Here is a 20,983-nt window from a genome sequence, read left to right on the forward strand (position 1 = left end):
ATATATATTAATATATAGTCTAGTAATGTGTGTTTTTAGAATTATTGAGCCTATTTTATTGTGAAAAATGCATATTGAAATGAGTGGAGGAGATGGAATATGATATCTAATCAAATACTTCAAAATACAATTGAAGGATTGAAAGGGATTACACGTATTGACTTCTGCGTAATGGACACCGATGGTAAATCTCTTGCAAGTACATTTACAGAACAGGAAAATTATGAGGATGAAATTGTTTCATTCGTAGAATCTCCGGCTGACAGTCAGGTTGTTCAGGGGTATCAGTTCTTTAAGATTTTTGATGAACATCAGCTGGAGTATATACTTCTTGTTAATGGCGGCAGTGATGATGTATACATGGTGGGAAAGATTGCTGCATTTCAAATTCAGAATCTTTTGATTGCTTATAAAGAAAGATTTGATAAAGATAATTTTATCAAGAATTTGCTGCTGGATAATCTGTTATTAGTGGATATTTACAACCGTGCCAAAAAATTACATATTGACACGGAAGTAAGACGTGTTATCTTTATTATTGAGACAAAGCACGAAAAGGACAGTACTGCACTTGATAATGTGCGGAATCTGTTAGGAAACCGGGCGAAAGATTTTGTTACGGCAGTTGATGAGAAAAATATTATTGTCGTGAAAGAACTGGAGCCTAATGATGGTCATGTGGAATTGGAGAAGATTGCTCAGAATCTGTATAACCTTTTGACAGAGGAAGGAGAAGAGGGAGTCCTGATTGCATATGGAACCATCGTCAATGATATTAAAGAAGTATCCAAATCATACAAAGAAGCAAAACTTGCTCTGGATGTAGGAAAGATCTTCTTTAGTGAAAGGAATGTGATTGCATATAGTGCTTTGGGAATTGGACGTTTGATCTATCAATTACCGATTCCATTGTGCAAGATGTTCATACGTGAGATTTTTGAGGGGAAATCTCCAGATGATTTCGATGAGGAGACGTTAACTACGATTAACAAATTCTTCGAGAATAATCTGAACGTATCAGAGACATCCAGACAATTATATATTCATCGTAATACACTGGTGTATCGGCTGGATAAATTACAGAAAAGTACCGGCTTGGATCTGCGTGTGTTTGAAGATGCAATTACCTTTAAGATTGCACTTATGGTTGTGAAGTATATGAATTATATGGAGTCGCTGGAGTATTAATAATCAGGAGGAAAATATGATTGAATTAAAAGAAGTAACGAAAGAGTACTCAAAAGGGGTTGCGGCCTTGAATGGTATAAATCTTACGATTGAACAAGGCGAATTTGTATTTATCGTAGGTGACAGCGGTTCTGGTAAATCAACTTTGATTAAGCTGATCATGAAAGAGCTTGAACCTACATCTGGAACTATTATTGTAAATGGTCAGAATCTGAATCGAATGAAACACAGAAAGATTCCGATGTATAGAAGAAATATTGGAGTTGTGTTCCAGGATTTCCGATTGCTGAAGGATAGAAATATATACGATAATATTGCATTTGCGCAGCGTGTAACAGAGACACCGACCAGAATTATCAAGAAGAAAGTACCGGCAGCATTGTCACTGGTTGGTTTAGCGCAGAAATATAAGTCATTTCCAAAAGAATTGTCCGGTGGTGAGCAGCAGCGTGTTGCGATTGCTAGAGCAATTGTAAATGAACCGGCGATTTTGTTGGCAGATGAGCCTACCGGTAACCTTGACCCGACAAATTCATGGGAGATTATGAAGTTGTTGGAGGAGGCGAATGACAGAGGAACGACCGTACTGGTAGTTACACATAACCAGGAGATTGTAAACGAGATGAAGAAGCGAGTTGTTACAATGAAAAAGGGAGTCATTGTAAGCGACGAGAAAAAAGGTGGGTATAATAATGAGAATTAGTACATTTGGATATTCGATGAAACAAGGGGTAAAGAACATAGGAAGAAATAAGATGTTTTCCGTTGCGTCTATTGCAACGATGGCAGCTTGTATTTTTCTGTTCGGACTTTTTTTCGCCATTGTTGTGAATTTTAATTATATGGTGGAAAAAGCAGAAGAAGGTGTAGCGATTACCGTCTTCTTTGATGAAGATGCATCTGATTCTACTAAAAAAGAGATAGGAAAACAGCTTGCAAATGCGGAAGGTGTGCTGGAAGTTAATTATGTAAGTGCAGATGATGCATGGGAGAACTTTAAAGAGGAATATTTTGGAGAATCCAGTGATCTTGCGGATGGATTTAAAAATGATAATCCGTTGGCAAGTTCAGATAACTATGAAGTGTATATGTCTGATGTGTCAAAGCAAAAGGATGTTGTAGAGTATGCAGAAAGTCTCGATGGGGTCCGTAAAGTTAATAAATCAGATGTAGTAGCTAAGACTTTGACTAGTGTCAATAAGCTGGTGGGATATATTTCTGCAGCAATTATCGCGATTTTACTTGCGGTTTCCATCTTCCTGATCAGCAATACAGTTACGATGGGTATTACAGTAAGGCGTGAAGAGATTGCGATTATGAAGTATATTGGTGCAAAGGATGGATTTGTCAGGGCGCCATTTGTAATAGAAGGTTTGTTAATTGGAGCAATTGGAGCAATTATTCCTTTGGTTGCATTGTATTTTATGTATGATAAGGCTGTAAGTTATATCATGACTAAGTTCAGCCTCCTGAATAATATTGTAGATTTCCTTCCGGTAATGGAGGTATACAAGACATTGCTTCCGGTTGGTATTGCTTTGGGAGTAGGAATCGGTTTTGTGGGAAGTTTCTTTACAATCCGTAAGCACTTGAAGGTATAATATCATAGGAGGTTACATATGATACGAAGAAAGAAGGCGCTTAGTTTTTTATTAGTGCTGGTATTGTGCCTTGGAATGGCGATTCAGGCGAATGCGACTGAAATCAGCGAAACGCAGAAAAAAGCGGAAGAGCTGGAAAAGAAGAAAAAAGATGCAGAGAAAGAAAAGCAGTCTTTGGAAAAACAGTTAGAGTCTATTGTCAGTGAGATGGAAGAGACAAAGACGAAGATTGAAGAGAAAGAAACAGAAATCAGTGCGAAAGAAGAAGAACTGATTCAGGCAAAGGTTGATGAAAATGACCAATACGAAAGCATGAAGAAAAGAATCAAGTACATGTATGAAAATGGAAATACACAGTTCGTTGAGATTTTGTGCGAGTCAAAAAGTATTGGTGAATTTCTGAACAATGCGGAATATATTACAACAATCTCAGAATACGACCGGACCATGCTGGTAGAGTTTCAGGCGGTTGTAAAAGATGTGGAAGAACAGGAAGCGGCGCTTCAGGCAGAATATGATGAACTGGAGACTATGCAGAATGATCTGATCACAAAGCAAGACAGTGTGACAGAGCTTATGGAAAGCAAGGATGCTGAGATTGAACAGATTAGCAGTGATCTTGGTGACACAAAGGATAAGCTGTCAGAACTGCAGGCAGCTGCGGCAGCGGCAGAGCGTAAGCAACAGGAGAAAAACAGTGGGTACAGTAATAATGCGGGAGCATCTGTGATTACTGGAAATGGAACATTTACACATCCTTGTCCGGGATATACTTACATATCCAGTGAATTTGGATATCGAGAACAGCCGATTGCGGGAGCAAGTACGAATCATAAAGGAATGGATTTTGCTGCTCCGATAGGAACACCAATCTATGCAGCAGCGAGTGGAACTGTGACTTCTGCAAGTTATAGTGGGAATGCCGGAAATATGATCGTAATCAATCATGGAAATGGACTTCAGACTTATTATATGCATTGCAATTCGATGTATGTCAGGGCAGGACAGACGGTGAGTAAGGGACAGAATATTGGTGCAGTAGGAAGTACAGGAAATTCATCCGGCCCACATCTGCATTTCCAGGTTATGCAGAATGGTACACCGGTGAATCCACGTAATTATCTGTAAGAATAAAGGTTGATATCTATGAAAGATAAAAAAAGTTTTGTTAAGGGGGCGCTTTTTGGCGCCCTTGCTATGTTATTGATTGCAGGACTTGTATCCTGTGGATTAAAACTGGGTGACAGCAGTAGGGAAGCTGTTACCAGTGAGACGGAAGAAAAAATTGCAGAATTAAAGAAGTTAATTGATAAAAATTATTTACATGACGTAGATGAAGAAGAACTTCAGGAAGGAATATATAAAGGCTATATTTCAGGATTGGATGATCCATACTCTGTGTATTATGATGAAGAAGAAACCAAATCTTTCTACGAAACAACAGAGGGAGAATATGACGGTATCGGTGCAGTACTGAGCCAGAATATGGATACTGGGATTATTACACTTGTTCAGATATATGATGATTCTCCGGCGATGAAGGCAGGACTTCAGGATGAGGATATTCTTTATAAGGTAGATAAAGAAGAAGTGACAGGAGAGGATCTGACGGAAGTAGTATCTCACATCAAAGGCGAGAAAGGAACTACCGTAGATATAACTGTGCTTCGGGGAGAAGAAAATGAGGAAGTAACGGTGACGGTAACTCGTGATACTATTCAGGCGCAGACAGTAGAATACCGTATGTTGGAAGATAATTTGGGATATATTGCAGTTTCAGAATTTGACAGTGTTACTTATGATCAATATCAACAGGCATTAGAAGATCTTCAGAATCAGGGAATGCAGGGACTGATTGTGGATTTGAGAAATAATCCGGGAGGTAATCTGAGTACTGTCTGCGATATGCTGGATCTGATGCTTCCGGAAGGATTGATTGTCTATACGGAAGATAAAGATGGAAATCGGCAGGAAATGACGTCTGATGACGAACATCAATTTAATCTTCCGATGACAGTATTGATGAATGGAAATAGTGCCAGTGCATCTGAAATCTATGCGGGAGCTATCCAGGATTATGGGCTTGGCAAAATTGTTGGAACACAGTCTTATGGAAAGGGCGTTGTGCAGCAGATCTTTGATTTGAAAGATGGAACTTGCGTGAAACTGACGATTGCAGAGTATTTTACACCGAATGGAAGAAATATTAACGGTGAGGGTATTACCCCGGATGTGGAAGTAGAATATGAAAAGGATGAAAATAACCCGGATGCAGATAATCAGCTTGAAAAAGCAATGGAAATCTTAAAGAGCGAATTGCAATAATTATACAAAGAGAAATACACAAGGTAGAAGGGAATGACCAAATTGGCATTCCCTTTTAGCATTCCATGTGATAAAATAAATTACAGTATGGAATGCTATATGGATATACTATTAATATGCTACCCAGTAGTGTAGACGACAGAAAGGACAATATATATGACGATTTTAATTCAGAATGGCCATGTAATTGACCCACTTACCAGAAAAGATGGATGTTATGATGTGCTGATTGAGAATGACCGAATCCAGAAAGTGGAAGAAAAGATTGAGGAAAAGGCAGATCGGATCATTGATGCCAAAGGATGTTATGTAATGCCTGGATTTATTGATCTCCATGTGCATTTTAGAGATCCGGGGTTGGAATATAAAGAGACCCTTGAGACAGGTGGTAAGGCAGCCGTGAGGGGCGGTGTTACCACGGTGTGTGCTATGCCTAATACAAAACCGGTTATTGATAACGGAGACAAGGTTGCTGCAGTGCATGAAAGAGCAAAGAAGGAATCTCTGTCCCATGTGATTCAGATTGGTGCGGTTACGCGGGAACAGAAAGGGCAGGAACTGGCAGATATAGAAGGAATGGCAAAGGCTGGATGCCATGCAATCAGTGAAGATGGCAAATCTGTGATGAATGCTTCTCTTTATAGAAAGGGAATGAAAATTGCAAAAGAAAATGGAATTGCAGTATTTGCTCACTGTGAAGACATTACCATGGTAGAAGGCGGCGTTATGAATGCAGATGAGAATGCTGAGCGTCTTGGGCTAAAGGGAATTACTAATTCGGTAGAAGATGTGATTGTAGCGAGAGATATTTTGTTGGCTAAAGAAACGGGAGTAAGACTTCATCTGTGTCACTGCTCGACAGCAGACAGTGTAAAAATGGTCAAACTAGCCAAAGAAGAAGGCCTTCCGGTAACTGGTGAGGTGTGTCCGCATCATTTTATCTTAAGTTCAGAAGATATCAAAGAAGATGATGGCAATTATAAGATGAATCCGCCACTTCGAAGTAAGGCGGATGTAGAAGCCCTAAGACAGGGACTGAAGGATGGCATTATGGATGTTATTTCCACAGATCATGCACCACATGCAGCAGAGGAAAAGAATAAGTCTATTGCAAAAGCCGCGTTTGGAATTGTTGGGCTGGAAACATCTGCGGCACTTACGTATACCTCATTGGTAAAAACAGGACTTTTGAGTGTAATGGATATGGCCGAGAAGATGAGTTATAATCCTGCAAAGGTCTTAGGATTGGATGAAAAAGGCTCTGTATCCGAAGGAAAAATCGCAGATATTGTGATCTTTGACCCGGACAAGACATATAAGATTGATAAGAATACATTTGCATCAAAGGGCAAAAATACACCATTTGACGGATATGAAGTGACTGGTGAGGTTGCATATACACTTGCAGATGGAAAAGTAGTATACGAAAGATAACCGGATTGGAATAAGATGCTGATTGTATAATGAAGAAACTAGGAGGAATGAACAAGTGATTAACAAATTAGTAGCAAATATCAAAAGAACAGGAGCACCTATAGTAGTTGGGTTAGACCCGATGTTAAATTATGTGCCGGAGCATGTGCAGAAAAAAGCATTTACAGAGTATGGTGAGACACTGGAAGGTGCTGCAGAAGCAATCTGGCAGTTTAACAAAGAAATCGTCGACAAAACTTATGATTTGATTCCGGCAGTGAAACCACAGATTGCAATGTATGAGCAATTTGGAATTCCAGGACTTCAGGCATTCAAGAAGACTGTAGATTATTGTAAAGAAAAAGGGTTGGTCGTAATTGGAGATATTAAACGAGGAGATATCGGTTCAACATCTGCTGCTTATGCAGTAGGACATCTTGGAAGAGTACAGGTGGGAAGCAACTCCTATGTTCCTTTCGATGAAGACTTCGCAACCGTAAATCCATATCTGGGATCTGACGGTGTGAATCCATTCTTAGACATATGCAAAGAAGAAAAGAAAGGTATCTTTGTTCTGGTCAAGACATCCAATCCATCTAGTGGAGAGTTTCAAGATCAGTTAATTGACGGCCGTCCACTCTATGAATTGGTAGGCGAGAAAGTGGCAGCCTGGGGAGCAGAAGCAATGGGAGAAGAATATAGTTACGTAGGAGCCGTAGTAGGAGCTACTTACCCAGAGATGGGAAAAATCCTTCGCAAAATTATGCCGAAAGCTTATATTCTGGTTCCGGGCTATGGCGCACAAGGCGGAAAAGGCAAAGATCTCGTACATTTCTTCAACGAGGATGGCTTGGGAGCAATCGTAAATTCATCCAGAGGAATCATCGCTGCATATAAGCAAGAAAAATACGCCAAATACGGTGCAGAAGCATTCGGAGATGCATCCAGAGCAGCTGTAGAAGATATGATTGCAGATATCAAAAATGCTATGTAAGGGACGTAGTATTTTTTTAAAGGTCTACGTCCCTAATTAACAAATGGGGTGTACCCAAATGAAAAATGGGGTGTACCCGAAAGGAGAAAACATGGATATGAAGAAAGAAAATGCTGTGGTTGTATCTCAGGAGATGCTGGCGGATGGGATCTTCAGTATGTGGATTCAAACGGATGCGGCCCAGACTGCGAAGCCTGGTCAGTTTATATCGATGTATACGAAGGATGGGAGTAAGCTTCTTCCGCGACCGATCAGTATTTGTGAGATAAATAAGGCTGATGGACAACTTCGTGTGGTCTATCGTGTGACAGGGGAGAATACAGGAACAAAGCAGTTTTCTGAGTTGAAAGAAGGAGACGAGATTCCGGTGATTGGTCCTCTTGGAAATGGTTTTCCACTGGAAAAAGCGGAGGGAAAGAAAGCATTTCTGATGGGTGGAGGGATTGGCGTCCCGCCAATCTTGGAACTGTCCAAGCAGTTATCCTGTGAGTGCAAGCAGATTGTGGTTGGTTATCGTGATGCGCATACGTTTTTGAAAGAAGAATTTGAACAAAACGGAAGCCTGTATATATCTACCGAAGATGGAAGTGTTGGAACAAAGGGGAATGTTATGGATGCAATTCGTGCAAATGCATTGGAGGCAGAGATTATCTATGCTTGTGGACCAACCCCGATGTTGCGCGCGATTAAGCAGTATGCGGAAGAAAATAATATTGTATGCTATATTTCGATGGAAGAGAGAATGGCATGTGGAATCGGAGCATGTCTTGCATGTGTATGCCAGTCTAAGGAAAAGGATCATCACAGCAATGTGCATAATAAGAGAATCTGTAAAGATGGTCCGGTATTTCTGTCTACGGAGGTGGAAATCTAATGGATATGAAAGTAAATATTGCAGGTGTAGAGTGGAAGAATCCTGTGACAGTTGCTTCTGGAACTTTTGGCTCAGGTGCTGAGTTTTCTGAGTTTGTAGACTTGAATCAATTGGGAGCGGTAACGACCAAGGGGGTTGCCAATGTTCCATGGCCTGGTAATCCAACGCCAAGAGTGGCGGAAGTTTATGGCGGTATGATGAATGCAATTGGACTTCAGAATCCGGGAATCGATTTGTTCTGCGAACGAGATATCCCGTTTTTAAGGCAATATGATACAAAGATTATTGTAAATGTCTGTGGAAAATCTACAGAAGATTATTGTGAAGTGGTAGAGAGACTTGCGGATGAAGAGGTAGATATGCTGGAAATCAATATCTCTTGTCCGAATGTCAAGGAAGGTGGAATAGCATTTGGTCAGAATCCGAAAGCAGCAGAGGATATTACAAAAGCAGTGAAAAAATATGCAAAGCAGCCTGTTATCATGAAGTTAAGTCCGAATGTAACGGATATTGCAGAGATGGCAAAAGCGGTAGAGGCAGGAGGAGCGGATGCCGTTTCATTGATCAATACTCTGACAGGAATGAAGATTGATATCCACAGAAAGACATTTGCCATTGCAAATAAAACTGGTGGAGTATCTGGGCCGATCGTGCATCCAATAGCAGTGCGTATGGTATATCAGGTGGCAAATGCAGTAAAAGTTCCGATTATAGGCATGGGTGGAATTTCATGCGCAGAAGATGCGATTGAAATGATTCTTGCCGGAGCAAGTGCGGTGTCTGTCGGAACTGCGAATTTTCATAATCCAGCAGTTACAATGGAGATCGTGGCTGGAATAGAAGATTATATGAAAAAAAATGGTTTTGAATCGGTTGAAGAGATGGTTGGAATTGTAAAATAAATATATAATATCCATATAAGGAAGGACTTATATGGATATTTTTTGTCTCCAGTTATTGGATTGAAAATGTGTGTCGGGTATGGTAAAATTGAAAAGAAATTTGTTGATATGGAGGTCTTAAGAATAATGGAAAGCTATAAGCAGGAATTTATCGAATTTATGGTAGAAAGCGATGTGCTCAAATTTGGAGAATTTACATTAAAGAGTGGAAGAAAATCCCCGTTTTTTATGAATGCGGGTGCTTATGTGACTGGTACACAGCTGAAAAAACTCGGTGAGTATTATGCCAAGGCAATCCATGATGCCTACGGAATGGATTTTGATGTGCTTTTTGGACCTGCATATAAAGGAATTCCGCTGGCAGTTGTAACAGCAATGGCATTCAGCGAGCTATATGGTAAAGAAGTACGTTACTGCTCAGATCGTAAGGAAGAAAAGGATCATGGAGCTGATAAAGGAAGTTTCCTTGGAAGTAAATTAAAAGATGGTGATCGTGTCATCATGATTGAGGATGTGACAACATCTGGAAAGTCCATGGAAGAGACGGTGCCAAAGGTTCGAGGCGCAGCTAATGTGGAGATTAAAGGATTGATGGTGTCTCTGAATCGTATGGAAGTTGGTAAGGGCGGAGAAAAATGTGCTCTGGATGAGATAAAAGATCTGTATGGATTTGAGACTGGTGCAATTGTAACAATGGAAGAAGTTGTGGATTATCTTTATAATAGAGAATGTCAGGGAAAAGTTATCATTGATGATACATTAAAAGCTGCAATTGACGCATATTATGAACAATATGGTGTGAAATAAGACCAGGAGGGAATCAGATGAACGAAAAGGTATATAAAGCAATGAATTTTGCAGGTGTGGCGAATATAGTTGTTGGTGTGATTGTAGCAATTATTGGGGTGACGGCAGGAATTATATCGATTGTAAGTGGAGCACGCTTACTGAAGGAAAAAAAAGGACTTACCTTTTAATTGGGTCCAGACTGAAAGGGTGCTATATTTTTGGAATTAAAGAGTAGAAAAAGAATCCGTATTCTCGGAAAGATATTCTTTGTATTATATATTATGTTTATTATATACTTTCTGATATTTTCTGATTGGTACGGACGGACAGGAGAGATGCAGGAATATCATTATAATCTTGTGCTCTTTAAAGAAATCAATCGATTCTGGGAATACCGGAATCAGGTTGGTCTGTTCGCTATGTTTACTAATTTGCTTGGCAATGTAATTATCTTTATGCCTTTTGGATTCTTTATGCCCATGGCAAGCAAATACAGAAGCTTTCTGGCTACTGTATTCTATAGTTTTGGACTTAGTCTTTGTGTTGAAACATTTCAGCTGGTTACGAAAGTTGGAAGTTTTGATGTGGATGACCTCTTATTGAATACAATCGGAGGTCTCCTGGGATATGTTATATTTGTAATCTGTGCGGCAATAAGGAGAAGACATGTTTATAAGAAAAAAGGTAGTAACAGAAGAAGATAGGGCAAAAGCTGTTGCGAAAGCCAGAGAAAAACAGAGAAAAAAGATGATAAAGACCAAGTACGGACAGACACCACTTCGACATGCAAGAAAGGGTGTCTATTCGTGTTGCTATGCGGCAGTAGTAGCAATGCTGCTGTTGCTGATGATAAGCATTTCTTTTATTGGCAAAGGTGATGTTGGTATTTTGATCGGATTTGTAGGATTGGGAACGATTGCATTATCCTGTATGGGGCTTGTATTAGGATTTCGTGGCCTAAAAGAAAGAGACAAAAATTACATAACGTGCAAGGTAGGGATCGGTGTAAATGCTGCGATACTTCTTGGACTGATTGGAATATTTATCAGGGGGCTTATATAGATGATAGAAGAAAGATATGAACTGGCAATTGGGCGGATCAAAGAGATGCGAGACGAAAAGGTTGTACAGCCACCTTTTCGAGAATTTTTTCAAAAGATGGCAGAATTTGTCATTATGCTGGATGAATTGAAGACGCAGATAGAATCAGGAGCATACGCCCAGTTCAAACTTAAAGAATTGGAAGAGTGGAATGAAAGGTTATATCAGGATATTCTTCCTCAACAATATAACACGAGCTATGCGAATCCATCCTATGCGGTGGAAATGCTTGGAGAAGGCTATGGACAGATTCTGAGTTTTTTGTATACAGAACTCAGAGCTGCTATAATATATGTCTTTGAACAAAAGAAAGAGTATCTGGATATTTTATTTGAATTATTGATTGAAATTTATAATCAGTTTGAAGAAGAGCCGAATCTAAAAAATGTCAAAGAGACAATTTACTGGTATGCCAGTGATTATTGTGATGTATTTGCAGCAGATCGAATTTGCGAACAACTTGATCCTGCAGAATCGTTTGCGGTGGATATTATTATGAACAGTGATTTGAACAATGTGAATTACTTGTATCAATTTGGAGAATATATCAGCCACAATGAATTGCAGACTGCAAGACATCTTATGGAATTGGATGAAACGGTGATCCAAAAGATGGCAGATGTATACACAGAAGGTTATCGGATTGGGTTCATTAATACAGGCAAGGACCTTTCTAAAAAATCAATTGTCAATATTCGTTATGTTCTTGGATTCGAGAAGGTAGTGAAAAAAGCAATTGAAAATTTTGAAAAAATGGGATTAAAGCCTGTCATATATCGTTCTGGTGTGAGTGTCCTGACGAAACGTCAGCATCTGAAAATAGGATATTATGGCGCGATTGCTAATAAGCAGTATGAATATGATCACCGCAATGATCAGGCATTATTTTTGGATAAAAAGTTTATGGAACGCAAATTAGAAGTCATTCAGACTACGTATGAGCATCATAAAGAGCAGGCGGCACAATTTGCAGGTCCAGCCTGTATAGACATGTTTGGCGAAGAGCCTTTTTCACCAGGACAGAAAGAGGAGGTCATCCGACTTACGGACAGACAAGAAGAACTTGCACTTCAGTTTGACAGCCGACAGAGTCAGATTACGAATCAGTATATTCGCGGTGACGAGAGGAGTTTTACGATTATTGCTTATCCAGTGCCTGACATAGGAGAACAATATGACGAGATATTTGATGAGATTATCCGTATCAATACATTGGATGCCAAGACTTATGAGAAAGTGCAGCAGACGTTGATCGATGCACTGGATCAGGGAGAATATGTTCATATTCTGGGGGCTGATGGAAACAAGACAGATCTTAAGATTCAACTTCATCCGCTTCATGACCCGAATAAAGAGACTATATTTGAGAATTGTGTGGCAGATGTGAATATTCCGGTGGGAGAAGTCTTCACATCTCCTGTTTTGGAAGGAACCAATGGTGTGTTGCATGTGAGCAAGGTATATCTTAATGAATTACAGTATCAGGATCTAGAGATTACATTTGCCAATGGAATGATCGCAGACTATAATTGTAGAAATTTTGAAAGAGAACTAGAGAATAAAGAATATATTCGTGATAATATCCTTTATAAACATCCGACACTCCCGCTGGGGGAATTTGCAATTGGAACCAATACAACAGCCTATGTAGCAGCCAAAAAATATGGTATCGAGGAAAAAATGCCGATTCTGATTGCAGAAAAGATGGGACCTCATTTTGCAGTTGGAGATACTTGTTATAGCTGGAGTGAGGATATTAAGGTATATAATCCAAATGGGAAAGAGATTGTAGCAAAAGATAATTCGATATCTGCTTTAAGAAAAGAAGATGTTTCCAAGGCATATTTCCATTGCCATACAGACATTACGATTCCATATGAAGAATTGAAAAGTATTACAGTAGTGACAAAAAATGGAGAAGAGATTCTTCTGCTGGAAAATGGAAGATTTGTGTTGGAAGGAACAGAGATTCTGAATGAACCATTGAAAAATCTGGATAAATACGGTATAGTGAACGCATAGCAATGAACACTGACAGAATAGGATTCTTGAGGTGCTTATATAGCAAACTATGGAAAGAAAGGATGAAAAATATGCCGAAAGTAGGTATTATTATGGGCAGCGATTCTGACTTGAAGGTTATGAGTAAGGCAGCCGCAATGTTGGAAGAGCTGGGAATCGATTATGAGATGACTATTATCTCTGCTCATCGTGAGCCGGATGAACTGATTGAGTGGACGCGAGGAGCTGAAGGACGTGGAGTGAAAGTTATAATAGCAGGAGCCGGAATGGCTGCGGCACTTCCAGGTATGTGTGCAGCTTTATTTGCATTACCGGTAATCGGAGTTCCGCTTTCCGGAAAGAATCTGGATGGAATGGATGCAGTATTTTCTATCATGCAGATGCCGCCGGGAGTTCCGGTTGCAACTGTAGCAATCGATGGAGCCAAGAATGCAGCGATTCTTGCTGCAAAGATTCTTGCGGCTTCTGATGAAGCACTTCTGGACAAGTTAAAAGCCTATACAAGAGAGATGAAAGAGGCAGTGCAGGGCAAGGCTGCAAAGCTGGATGAGATTGGATATGAGGCATATCTTGCTCAAAAATAAAAGATACGAATAAAAAGTAGAAAAATAAAGCATATAATAAGGAGATACGTTATGGATTACAAGAACGCAGGCGTTGATATTGAAGCTGGCTACAGATCAGTAGAACTTATGAAAAAACATGTAAAAGAGACAATGAGACCAGAGGTTTTAGGTGGTCTTGGCGGATTTGCCGGTGCTTTTGATTTGAGTGGTATTAAGAATATGGAAGAACCTGTCCTGTTGTCAGGAACAGATGGTTGCGGAACAAAGGTAAAACTCGCATTTGTAATGGACAAGCATGATACCATTGGAATCGATGCTGTTGCAATGTGTGTAAATGATATTGCCTGCTCAGGAGGCGAGCCATTATTCTTCTTAGATTATATTGCATGTGGAAAGAATTATCCTGAAAAAATTGCAACAATTGTAAGTGGAGTTGCAGAAGGATGTAAACAGTCAGAATGTGCTCTGGTCGGTGGAGAAACGGCAGAACATCCGGGACTTATGCCGGAAGATGAATATGATCTTGCAGGATTTGCTGTAGGTGTTGTCGATAAAAAGGATATCATCAGCGGTGAGAATATTAAACCAGGGGATGTGCTGGTTGGTATGGCTTCCAGCGGTGTTCATAGTAACGGATTCTCCCTTGTCCGTAAAGTGTTTGAGATGACGAAAGAGTCTCTGGATACATATTATGATGAACTGGGTAAGACATTAGGAGAAGCTTTGATCGCTCCTACAAAGATCTATGTAAAAGCGTTAAAGAGCATTAAGAACAGCGGTGTAAAAGTAAAAGGATGCAGCCATATTACTGGTGGCGGCTTTTATGAAAATATTCCGAGAATGTTACCGGACGGCGTGAGAGCAGTTGTAGAAAAGAATAGTTATGAGGTTCCTGCAATCTTCAAACTTCTGGCGAAAGAAGGAGATATTGCAGAGGAAATGATGTATAACACATTCAATATGGGACTTGGAATGGTCATCGCATTAGATCCTGCAGACGTGGAGAAAGCAATGGAAGCAATCAAAGCAGCCGGAGAGACACCATACGTTGTTGGTCATATTGAAGCCGGAGAAAAGGGAGTTACATTATGCTAAATGTAGTTGTGCTGGTATCTGGCGGCGGAACGAATCTGCAGGCAATTATTGATGCAGTAGAATCTGGTGCCATTACAAATACAAAGATTGTCGGAGTTATCAGTAATAATCAAAATGCCTATGCATTGGAGAGAGCAAAGAAGCATGGGATTGCAGGTCAGTGTATCTCACCGAAGCAGTTTTCTTCGCGGGCAGAATTTAATGAGAAATTTATCAAAGCTGTTGATGAGATGCAGCCGGATCTGATCGTATTGGCGGGATTTTTGGTTGTGATTCCTCCTGCAATGATTGAAAAATACAGAAACCGGATCATTAATATCCATCCGTCTTTGATTCCGTCTTTCTGCGGAACTGGGTTCTATGGCCTGAAAGTACATGAGGCAGCTCTTGCCCGTGGCGTAAAAGTGGTTGGTGCGACGGTACATTATGTAGATGAAGGAACGGATACTGGGCCGATTATTCTGCAAAAGGCTGTGGAAGTAGAGCAGGGAGATACTCCGGAAGTACTCCAGAGACGAGTAATGGAACAGGCAGAATGGAAGATACTTCCAAAAGCAATTGACCTGATTGCAAATGACAAAGTCAGTGTGATAGATGGCAGAACAGTGATTAGGAGGGATTAAGGATGAAAGTATTAATCGTAGGAAGCGGCGGAAGAGAGCATGCAATCGCATACTGTGTGGCAAAGAGTGCAAAGACAGATAAGATCTACTGTACACCTGGAAATGCCGGAATTGCAGAATATGCAGAGTGTGCACCGATCGGCGCGATGGAATTTGACAAGATCGTTGCATTTGCAAAGGAAAAAGAAGTCGATCTGGTAATTGTCGGCATGGATGATCCATTGGTAGGCGGACTGGTGGATGAACTGGAAGCGGTAGGCATCCGTGCATTTGGACCAAGAAAGAATGCAGCGATTCTGGAAGGCTCAAAGGCATTTTCCAAGGATCTGATGAAAAAGTACAATATTCCAACTGCAGCATATGAGAATTTTACTGATCCGGATAAGGCACTTGCTTACCTTGAAACTGCAAAATTCCCGATTGTACTGAAAGCAGATGGATTGGCCCTTGGTAAAGGCGTGCTGATCTGTAACGATCTGGAAGAGGCAAAAGATGGCGTTAAGACCATTATGCTGGATAAAAAATTCGGCACAGCCGGTAATGAGATGGTTATTGAGGAATTTATGACCGGACGGGAAGTATCTGTCCTGTCTTTTGTTGACGGCAATACCATTAAGACTATGACTTCCGCACAGGATCATAAACGTGCCGGAGATGGTGACACAGGATTAAATACCGGTGGTATGGGAACATTCTCTCCAAGTCCATTCTATACAAAAGAAGTAGAAGATTTCTGTAATAAATATATCTATCAGGCAACGGTAGATGCGATGAAAGCAGAAGGAAGACCTTTCAAGGGAGTAATCTTCTTTGGACTGATGCTGACAGAAGATGGACCAAAGGTATTGGAATATAATGCAAGATTCGGAGATCCAGAAGCGCAGGTTGTTCTTCCGAGAATGAAGAATGATATCATTGATGTTGTAGAAGCTTGTATAGACGGAACTCTAGATCAGATTGATCTGCAGTTTGAAGACAATGCTGCAGTCTGCGTAGTACTTGCAAGTGAAGGGTATCCGGTAAAATACGATAAAGGCCTTCCAATCAGCGGTTTGGATGAATTCAAGAAGCATGAAGGCTATTACTGTTTCCATGCGGGAACCAAATTCGATGGAGATCAGATCGTAACGAATGGAGGACGTGTGCTTGGAGTAACTGCGAAAGGAAAAGATCTGAAAGAGGCAAGGGCCAATGCATACGCAGCGACAGAATGGGTACAGTTCGATAATAAATATATGAGACATGATATCGGTAAGGCAATCGATGAGGCATAGGTAGTAATTATTATTTATTATTATAATAGAGCGATGTATGAAAAAACATACATCGCTCTTTACAAAGAATCTAACGATAATAGTAAGTTATTTTGCTTTGAAGATATATAATCTGGAATCAAAATCTCCGCCTGGTTCCAGATCTCCATATGCTTCTCCCGCAGACACATCAGTAGTAATCAAACCAAGATTCATCAACTCATCACCATAATACATTTTACCGGTTATTGTATTTTCATAACATAGAGCTGGGTCCAATCCCTTAAGCTGGATGCGTGTGTAAGAATCATTTACAGTATTCAGTACTTTGTACCAGCCAACGATGGCCTCTGTCTTATCCTCACTTACAACCATCCACATAGTTGTATTGCTTTCAAATGGACTGCTTAAGCGGTAAAATGTACCAAACTGAATGAGTTGGCGATATTTTTTCATGAATATAATCTGTTCTTTGACCTCGCTTTGTTCTTCTTTCGTCAGTTTGTTTAAGTCTAACTCATATCCAAAAGTTCCAAAGTATGCAACGTTTGCACGTGTGTGAAGAGGTGTTGTACGTGCAAGTTGATGGTTCGGTGTTACGGATACATGACTTCCCATGCTGCTGATCGGATAACAGTAGGAAGTACCATATTGAATCTTCAAACGTTCAATTGCATCCGTATCATCGCTAGTCCAACACTGTGGCGCATAATATAACATTCCAGGATCAAAACGAGCACCTCCACTTGCACAGGATTCAAAAAGCACCTCCGGGAATTGTGAAGTAAGTCTCTCATATAAGTCATAAACACCCAGAATATAGCGGTGGAATACTTCGCCCTGCCTATCGGCGGGAAGTATTGCTGAATAACATTCCGTAATGCTGCGGTTCATATCCCACTTTATGTAAGAAATATGGGATTCGTCCAAAATCTTAGCCATCATCTGATAGATATGATCTACGACTTCTTTTCGGGAGAAGTCCAAAACAAACTGATAACGACCGTGAGATGCATTTCTCTGTGGTGTCTGGAGCATCCAGTCTGGATGTGCCCGGTAAAGGTCAGAATCTTTGTTAATCATTTCAGGCTCAAACCAAAGGCCGAATTTCATGCCCAATTCTTCGATTTTTTGAGAAAGTCCTGCAATTCCATGTGGGAGAAGATCTGGATTTGGAATCCAGTCACCAAGTCCGGCATGTTCGTTTCTGCGGCCGCCAAACCAGCCGTCATCCAGGACGAAGAGTTCCACACCACTTTCTTTGGCTGTGTGGGCAATCTCGAGAATCTTATCTTCGTTAAAATCAAAATATGTTGCTTCCCAATTGTTAATTAGAATCGGACGGGCTTTATCACGCCAGACTCCACGTGCCAGTCGCTTTTGATATAATTTCTGGAAAGTCTGACTCATATGATTCAGTCCCTTGTCTGAGTAGACCATTACGGCTTCTGGGGTCTGGAAACTTTCACCAGATTCTAATTTCCAGTCAAAAGTGTCGGGATGGATTCCAAGCAAAACTCTGGATGAAGCGTGAGTATCTACTTCCACTTGAGCGAGAAAATTGCCACTGTATATTAGACTGAATCCAATTGCTTCTCCTTGGAATTCATCGGCAGTTGGACGCTTCAGTATGATGAATGGATTATGTTCATGGGAAGAATGACCTCGAAGGCTTCCGACAGATTGAATGCCCTGTTCTAGTTTCCTTGTTTTCAGATGACGTTCTCTGGCCCATGCACCTGAAAAGTGAAGAAAATCATAATTATAATCTGGTAAATCCATGCAAAGACTCATAGCTTTGGTCAGATGTATGCTTTCAGAACCATGATTTGTAAATCTCGCGCTGCGTGCGATGATACCACCTTTGCAGAAAATTGTATATAATAATTCCAGCTCCATTCCTGTGACAGTATCTTTTAATTGAAGTGTGAGTGTCATTGCCTCAGAATCATCTTCTGTATAAGTTGCCGGAAGTCCAGTAAGCTTTGGCTTGCCGGAAGTAATCATATGACCAGAATATTGGAAGTCTGAGATACGGCTCCCGTTAGCCTGAAGAATCTCAACAGCAGATTCTCGGTAGTCGGTGGTCCCGTATACGCCATATTCTTGCTTGATATGTTCTAATGAAATTGTTTTGTCATTTTCTATCAGATAAGATGCCATCGGTCTTGGAGCAGATTCTACAAGATAAGAAAAATCCTCTTTGTGATGGATGTGTTTTCCAAAATATAATTGTGCCATATGGCCGGTAGGCAATACGCTCATGATATAACTGATGGTGTCATTATACAGATGAAAAGTTTTTGAATGCTCTTGAAAGATGATATTCATGTTAGTACCTCCTAATAATACGATGCTATAAGATGATTATAGAAAAAAAGTGATGGAAAAAGTAGAAAGATATGTTAGACAAAACAGTCAAAATGTTAAAAAGCCGGTCATGTGGTCTGCCGGCTTTCTTTGCGATAGCTGGAAGGTGTTTGTCCCATATGTGTCTTGAACGTTTTAGAAAAAACGAGGGCATCTGTGTAACCACAAGAAAAGGCCACGCTCTCAATAGATAGATCTGTCAGTCTCAGAAGTTCTGCTGCATGTGTGATTCGGTAATTGGCAAGATATTCCTGTGGTGATACACCAAGATATTTACGAAAAAGTGTATAGAGATAACTACGGTTAATACAGACATAATTAGCAATATCTGTTACATGAATTGGAAGAGAATAGTTATCTTGAATAAATTCTACTGCACGCCTTACATATAGATTTCCTTCCTCTAATTGTGTAGGAATGACAGTGGAAATGTCTCTTGACAGGATGGAAAAAAAAGAATAGATTAAGCTCTCTGATAAAAACTGATTCATGACAGCGGAAGTATTGTTGTTCAGCATGTGGAGGACTGTCTGTTTTAATTCATCTGCATAGCTGCATTGGAAAGTTGGATGCTGACGGGTAAGACCGATGTCTTGTAGATACTGGCGGGCACTATTTCCGTCAAAACCGACCCAGATATAAGTCCATGGATCGGAGATATCGGCTTGATAAAATGTCTGTATCTGTGGGAAAATCAAGAATCCCTGGCCGGCAGACAGATGATATCTTTTTTCTCCAATATGGTATTGACCTTTTCCTTTTAGAATATAATGTAATAGATAGTTCGGACGTACCGCCGGACCAAAACTATGCCCTGACGCACATTCGTCGTATCCACAATAACACAAATATAAATCTGAGAACTTTCTGTCAGATGTCTGATGAATATATGATGCTTCCATGTTGCTCCTTTGTATATGCATGAGAATAGTCATTTTGAGAAATCAATAATTCCCCAATTTTTCAAGATATTTGTCAATTTTTTTCAGGCGTTTTTCAAATCCTTTTACCTTATGGCTGATAGTTTCAAGCAACGCTTCGGCTACAAATTGTGGACCGACCATTGAATTAAAGAAAGCGTTACTGTCTACTGGAACGGTAAGAAGAACTGTTGCATACTGAGCCAGCAAAGAACTGGGCTTATCAGTGATTACGATAATGCTGGCACCTACTTCTTTTGCCATCTCAGCGGTAATCTTATCTACCGATGAATATCTGGGAAAAGAGAAGACAATCAGGCAATCGTCTTTGCTGATATTACACATATGATCGATGGGGCTGATCGGAGACGCATTGGTCATCTCTACATTCGGTATCATATGTTTTAAATACAGTAAGAAAAAGTCACCCAGACAAGAATTGCCACGGGATGCAGCAATGTATTTGTGCTTACTGGAGATGATGATATCCGCAGCTTCTTCAAATACATTACTGGAATTATTGACAAATACAGATTCCAGATTTTTTGCAGCATTTTTTAAATGGCGATTAAGATAATCAGAATTATTTTCTAATTTCGCTCTTTTGGCAACACGCTGTGCTGGTACAGTAATACTGCTGGAAATGCTAAATACTTTGTCTTGATAATCTTTTCTCAAGGCTTTTTGGAAATCCATGAATCCGGTGAATCCGAGAGACCTGCTGAATCGAATAACGGAGGATTCACTTACTCCTAATTTCAAAGCGATCTCGGTGGAAGTCATGAAACATGCATCAGATGAATTATCCAATACATATTTTGCAATCATTTTCTGTGTTTTGGTTAAATTGGCGTTGTGGAAGATTTCTCTTAATTCTTTCATATGTTTTCCTCCGGAAATCGCAGATATAAGGAATATTTTCCATATTATATCATAATGTATAGTTA

Annotated in this window: 21 protein-coding genes; 18 read left to right on the forward strand and 3 right to left on the reverse strand. The window is 40.1% G+C overall.

The genetic code is table 11. From position 1 onward, the window contains the following. Positions 1-99 precede the first annotated feature (99 nt). From JQM81_RS12130 to purD, 18 genes are all read left to right on the forward strand, one after another. Positions 100-1,188: a PucR family transcriptional regulator gene (locus tag JQM81_RS12130; protein ID WP_235233981.1), complete on the forward strand. Its 1,089-nt coding sequence runs from the start codon at positions 100-102 to the stop codon at positions 1,186-1,188. Positions 1,189-1,204: 16 nt separating this feature from the next. Further along, entirely contained in the window at positions 1,205-1,891 is a 687-nt protein-coding gene (ftsE, locus tag JQM81_RS12135) for a cell division ATP-binding protein FtsE (RefSeq protein ID WP_235233982.1), read from the forward strand. Further along, positions 1,881-2,789, forward strand: a complete 909-nt coding sequence (ftsX, locus tag JQM81_RS12140; RefSeq protein ID WP_235233984.1) for a permease-like cell division protein FtsX — start codon at positions 1,881-1,883, stop codon at positions 2,787-2,789. The genes ftsE and ftsX overlap by 11 nt, the downstream gene beginning before the upstream one ends. Before the next feature lie 18 nt (positions 2,790-2,807). Beyond that, positions 2,808-3,917, forward strand: a complete 1,110-nt coding sequence (locus JQM81_RS12145; RefSeq protein WP_235233986.1) for a murein hydrolase activator EnvC family protein — start codon at positions 2,808-2,810, stop codon at positions 3,915-3,917. 18 nt (positions 3,918-3,935) lie between these two features. Beyond that, positions 3,936-5,114 (forward strand): S41 family peptidase, encoded by a 1,179-nt coding sequence (locus tag JQM81_RS12150; protein WP_235233987.1) that lies wholly within the window; start codon positions 3,936-3,938, stop codon positions 5,112-5,114. A gap of 156 nt (positions 5,115-5,270) precedes the next feature. Next, positions 5,271-6,548, forward strand: coding sequence for a dihydroorotase (locus JQM81_RS12155; RefSeq protein ID WP_235233988.1), 1,278 nt, complete (start codon positions 5,271-5,273; stop codon positions 6,546-6,548). Between the two features lie 55 nt (positions 6,549-6,603). Continuing rightward, positions 6,604-7,521 carry an orotidine-5'-phosphate decarboxylase gene (gene pyrF / locus JQM81_RS12160; RefSeq protein ID WP_235233989.1) on the forward strand — a complete coding sequence of 306 codons (918 nt, stop codon included), beginning with the start codon at positions 6,604-6,606 and terminating at the stop codon, positions 7,519-7,521. A 91-nt stretch (positions 7,522-7,612) separates the two neighbouring features. Next, a complete protein-coding gene (locus JQM81_RS12165; protein WP_235233990.1) occupies positions 7,613-8,395 on the forward strand; it encodes a dihydroorotate dehydrogenase electron transfer subunit in 783 nt (260 codons plus the stop codon). After that, entirely contained in the window at positions 8,395-9,297 is a 903-nt protein-coding gene (locus tag JQM81_RS12170) for a dihydroorotate dehydrogenase (protein WP_235233991.1), read from the forward strand. Before JQM81_RS12165 ends, JQM81_RS12170 begins: the two co-directional genes overlap by 1 nt. 126 nt (positions 9,298-9,423) lie before the next feature. Then, a complete protein-coding gene (gene pyrE / locus JQM81_RS12175) occupies positions 9,424-10,104 on the forward strand; it encodes an orotate phosphoribosyltransferase (protein WP_235233992.1) in 681 nt (226 codons plus the stop codon). A gap of 17 nt (positions 10,105-10,121) precedes the next feature. Then, complete coding sequence (locus JQM81_RS12180) at positions 10,122-10,274, forward strand: hypothetical protein (RefSeq protein ID WP_235233993.1); 153 nt, start codon at positions 10,122-10,124, stop codon at positions 10,272-10,274. 30 nt (positions 10,275-10,304) lie between these two features. Next, positions 10,305-10,790 (forward strand): VanZ family protein, encoded by a 486-nt coding sequence (locus JQM81_RS12185; RefSeq protein ID WP_235233994.1) that lies wholly within the window; start codon positions 10,305-10,307, stop codon positions 10,788-10,790. Then, positions 10,753-11,148: a DUF6142 family protein gene (locus JQM81_RS12190; RefSeq protein ID WP_235233995.1), complete on the forward strand. Its 396-nt coding sequence runs from the start codon at positions 10,753-10,755 to the stop codon at positions 11,146-11,148. Before JQM81_RS12185 ends, JQM81_RS12190 begins: the two co-directional genes overlap by 38 nt. Beyond that, a complete protein-coding gene (locus JQM81_RS12195; RefSeq protein ID WP_235233996.1) occupies positions 11,149-13,209 on the forward strand; it encodes an aminopeptidase in 2,061 nt (686 codons plus the stop codon). It begins immediately after the preceding gene. A gap of 71 nt (positions 13,210-13,280) precedes the next feature. Continuing rightward, positions 13,281-13,793, forward strand: coding sequence for a 5-(carboxyamino)imidazole ribonucleotide mutase (gene purE, locus JQM81_RS12200; RefSeq protein ID WP_235233998.1), 513 nt, complete (start codon positions 13,281-13,283; stop codon positions 13,791-13,793). Between the two features lie 51 nt (positions 13,794-13,844). Next, the gene (gene purM / locus JQM81_RS12205; protein ID WP_235233999.1) at positions 13,845-14,870 is read left to right on the forward strand and encodes a phosphoribosylformylglycinamidine cyclo-ligase; all 1,026 of its coding nucleotides are present in this window, start codon (positions 13,845-13,847) and stop codon (positions 14,868-14,870) included. After that, a complete protein-coding gene (gene purN, locus JQM81_RS12210; protein ID WP_235234000.1) occupies positions 14,864-15,493 on the forward strand; it encodes a phosphoribosylglycinamide formyltransferase in 630 nt (209 codons plus the stop codon). Before purM ends, purN begins: the two co-directional genes overlap by 7 nt. A gap of 2 nt (positions 15,494-15,495) precedes the next feature. Continuing rightward, positions 15,496-16,767, forward strand: coding sequence for a phosphoribosylamine--glycine ligase (gene purD / locus JQM81_RS12215; protein WP_235234001.1), 1,272 nt, complete (start codon positions 15,496-15,498; stop codon positions 16,765-16,767). Between the two features lie 87 nt (positions 16,768-16,854). Here purD and JQM81_RS12220 read toward each other — a convergent pair whose 3' ends face one another. From JQM81_RS12220 to JQM81_RS12230, 3 genes are all read right to left on the reverse strand, one after another. After that, positions 16,855-19,077: an alpha-galactosidase gene (locus tag JQM81_RS12220; RefSeq protein ID WP_235234002.1), complete on the reverse strand. Its 2,223-nt coding sequence runs from the start codon at positions 19,075-19,077 to the stop codon at positions 16,855-16,857. Positions 19,078-19,184: 107 nt separating this feature from the next. Next, entirely contained in the window at positions 19,185-20,018 is an 834-nt protein-coding gene (locus JQM81_RS12225) for an AraC family transcriptional regulator (protein ID WP_235234003.1), read from the reverse strand. Positions 20,019-20,060: 42 nt separating this feature from the next. Beyond that, positions 20,061-20,918, reverse strand: a complete 858-nt coding sequence (locus tag JQM81_RS12230; RefSeq protein ID WP_235234004.1) for a MurR/RpiR family transcriptional regulator — start codon at positions 20,916-20,918, stop codon at positions 20,061-20,063. Between the last annotated feature and the right edge of the window lie 65 nt (positions 20,919-20,983).

The sequence above is a fragment of the Faecalicatena contorta genome, from assembly GCF_021531895.1.
Lineage (GTDB): Bacteria > Bacillota > Clostridia > Lachnospirales > Lachnospiraceae > JAFBIX01.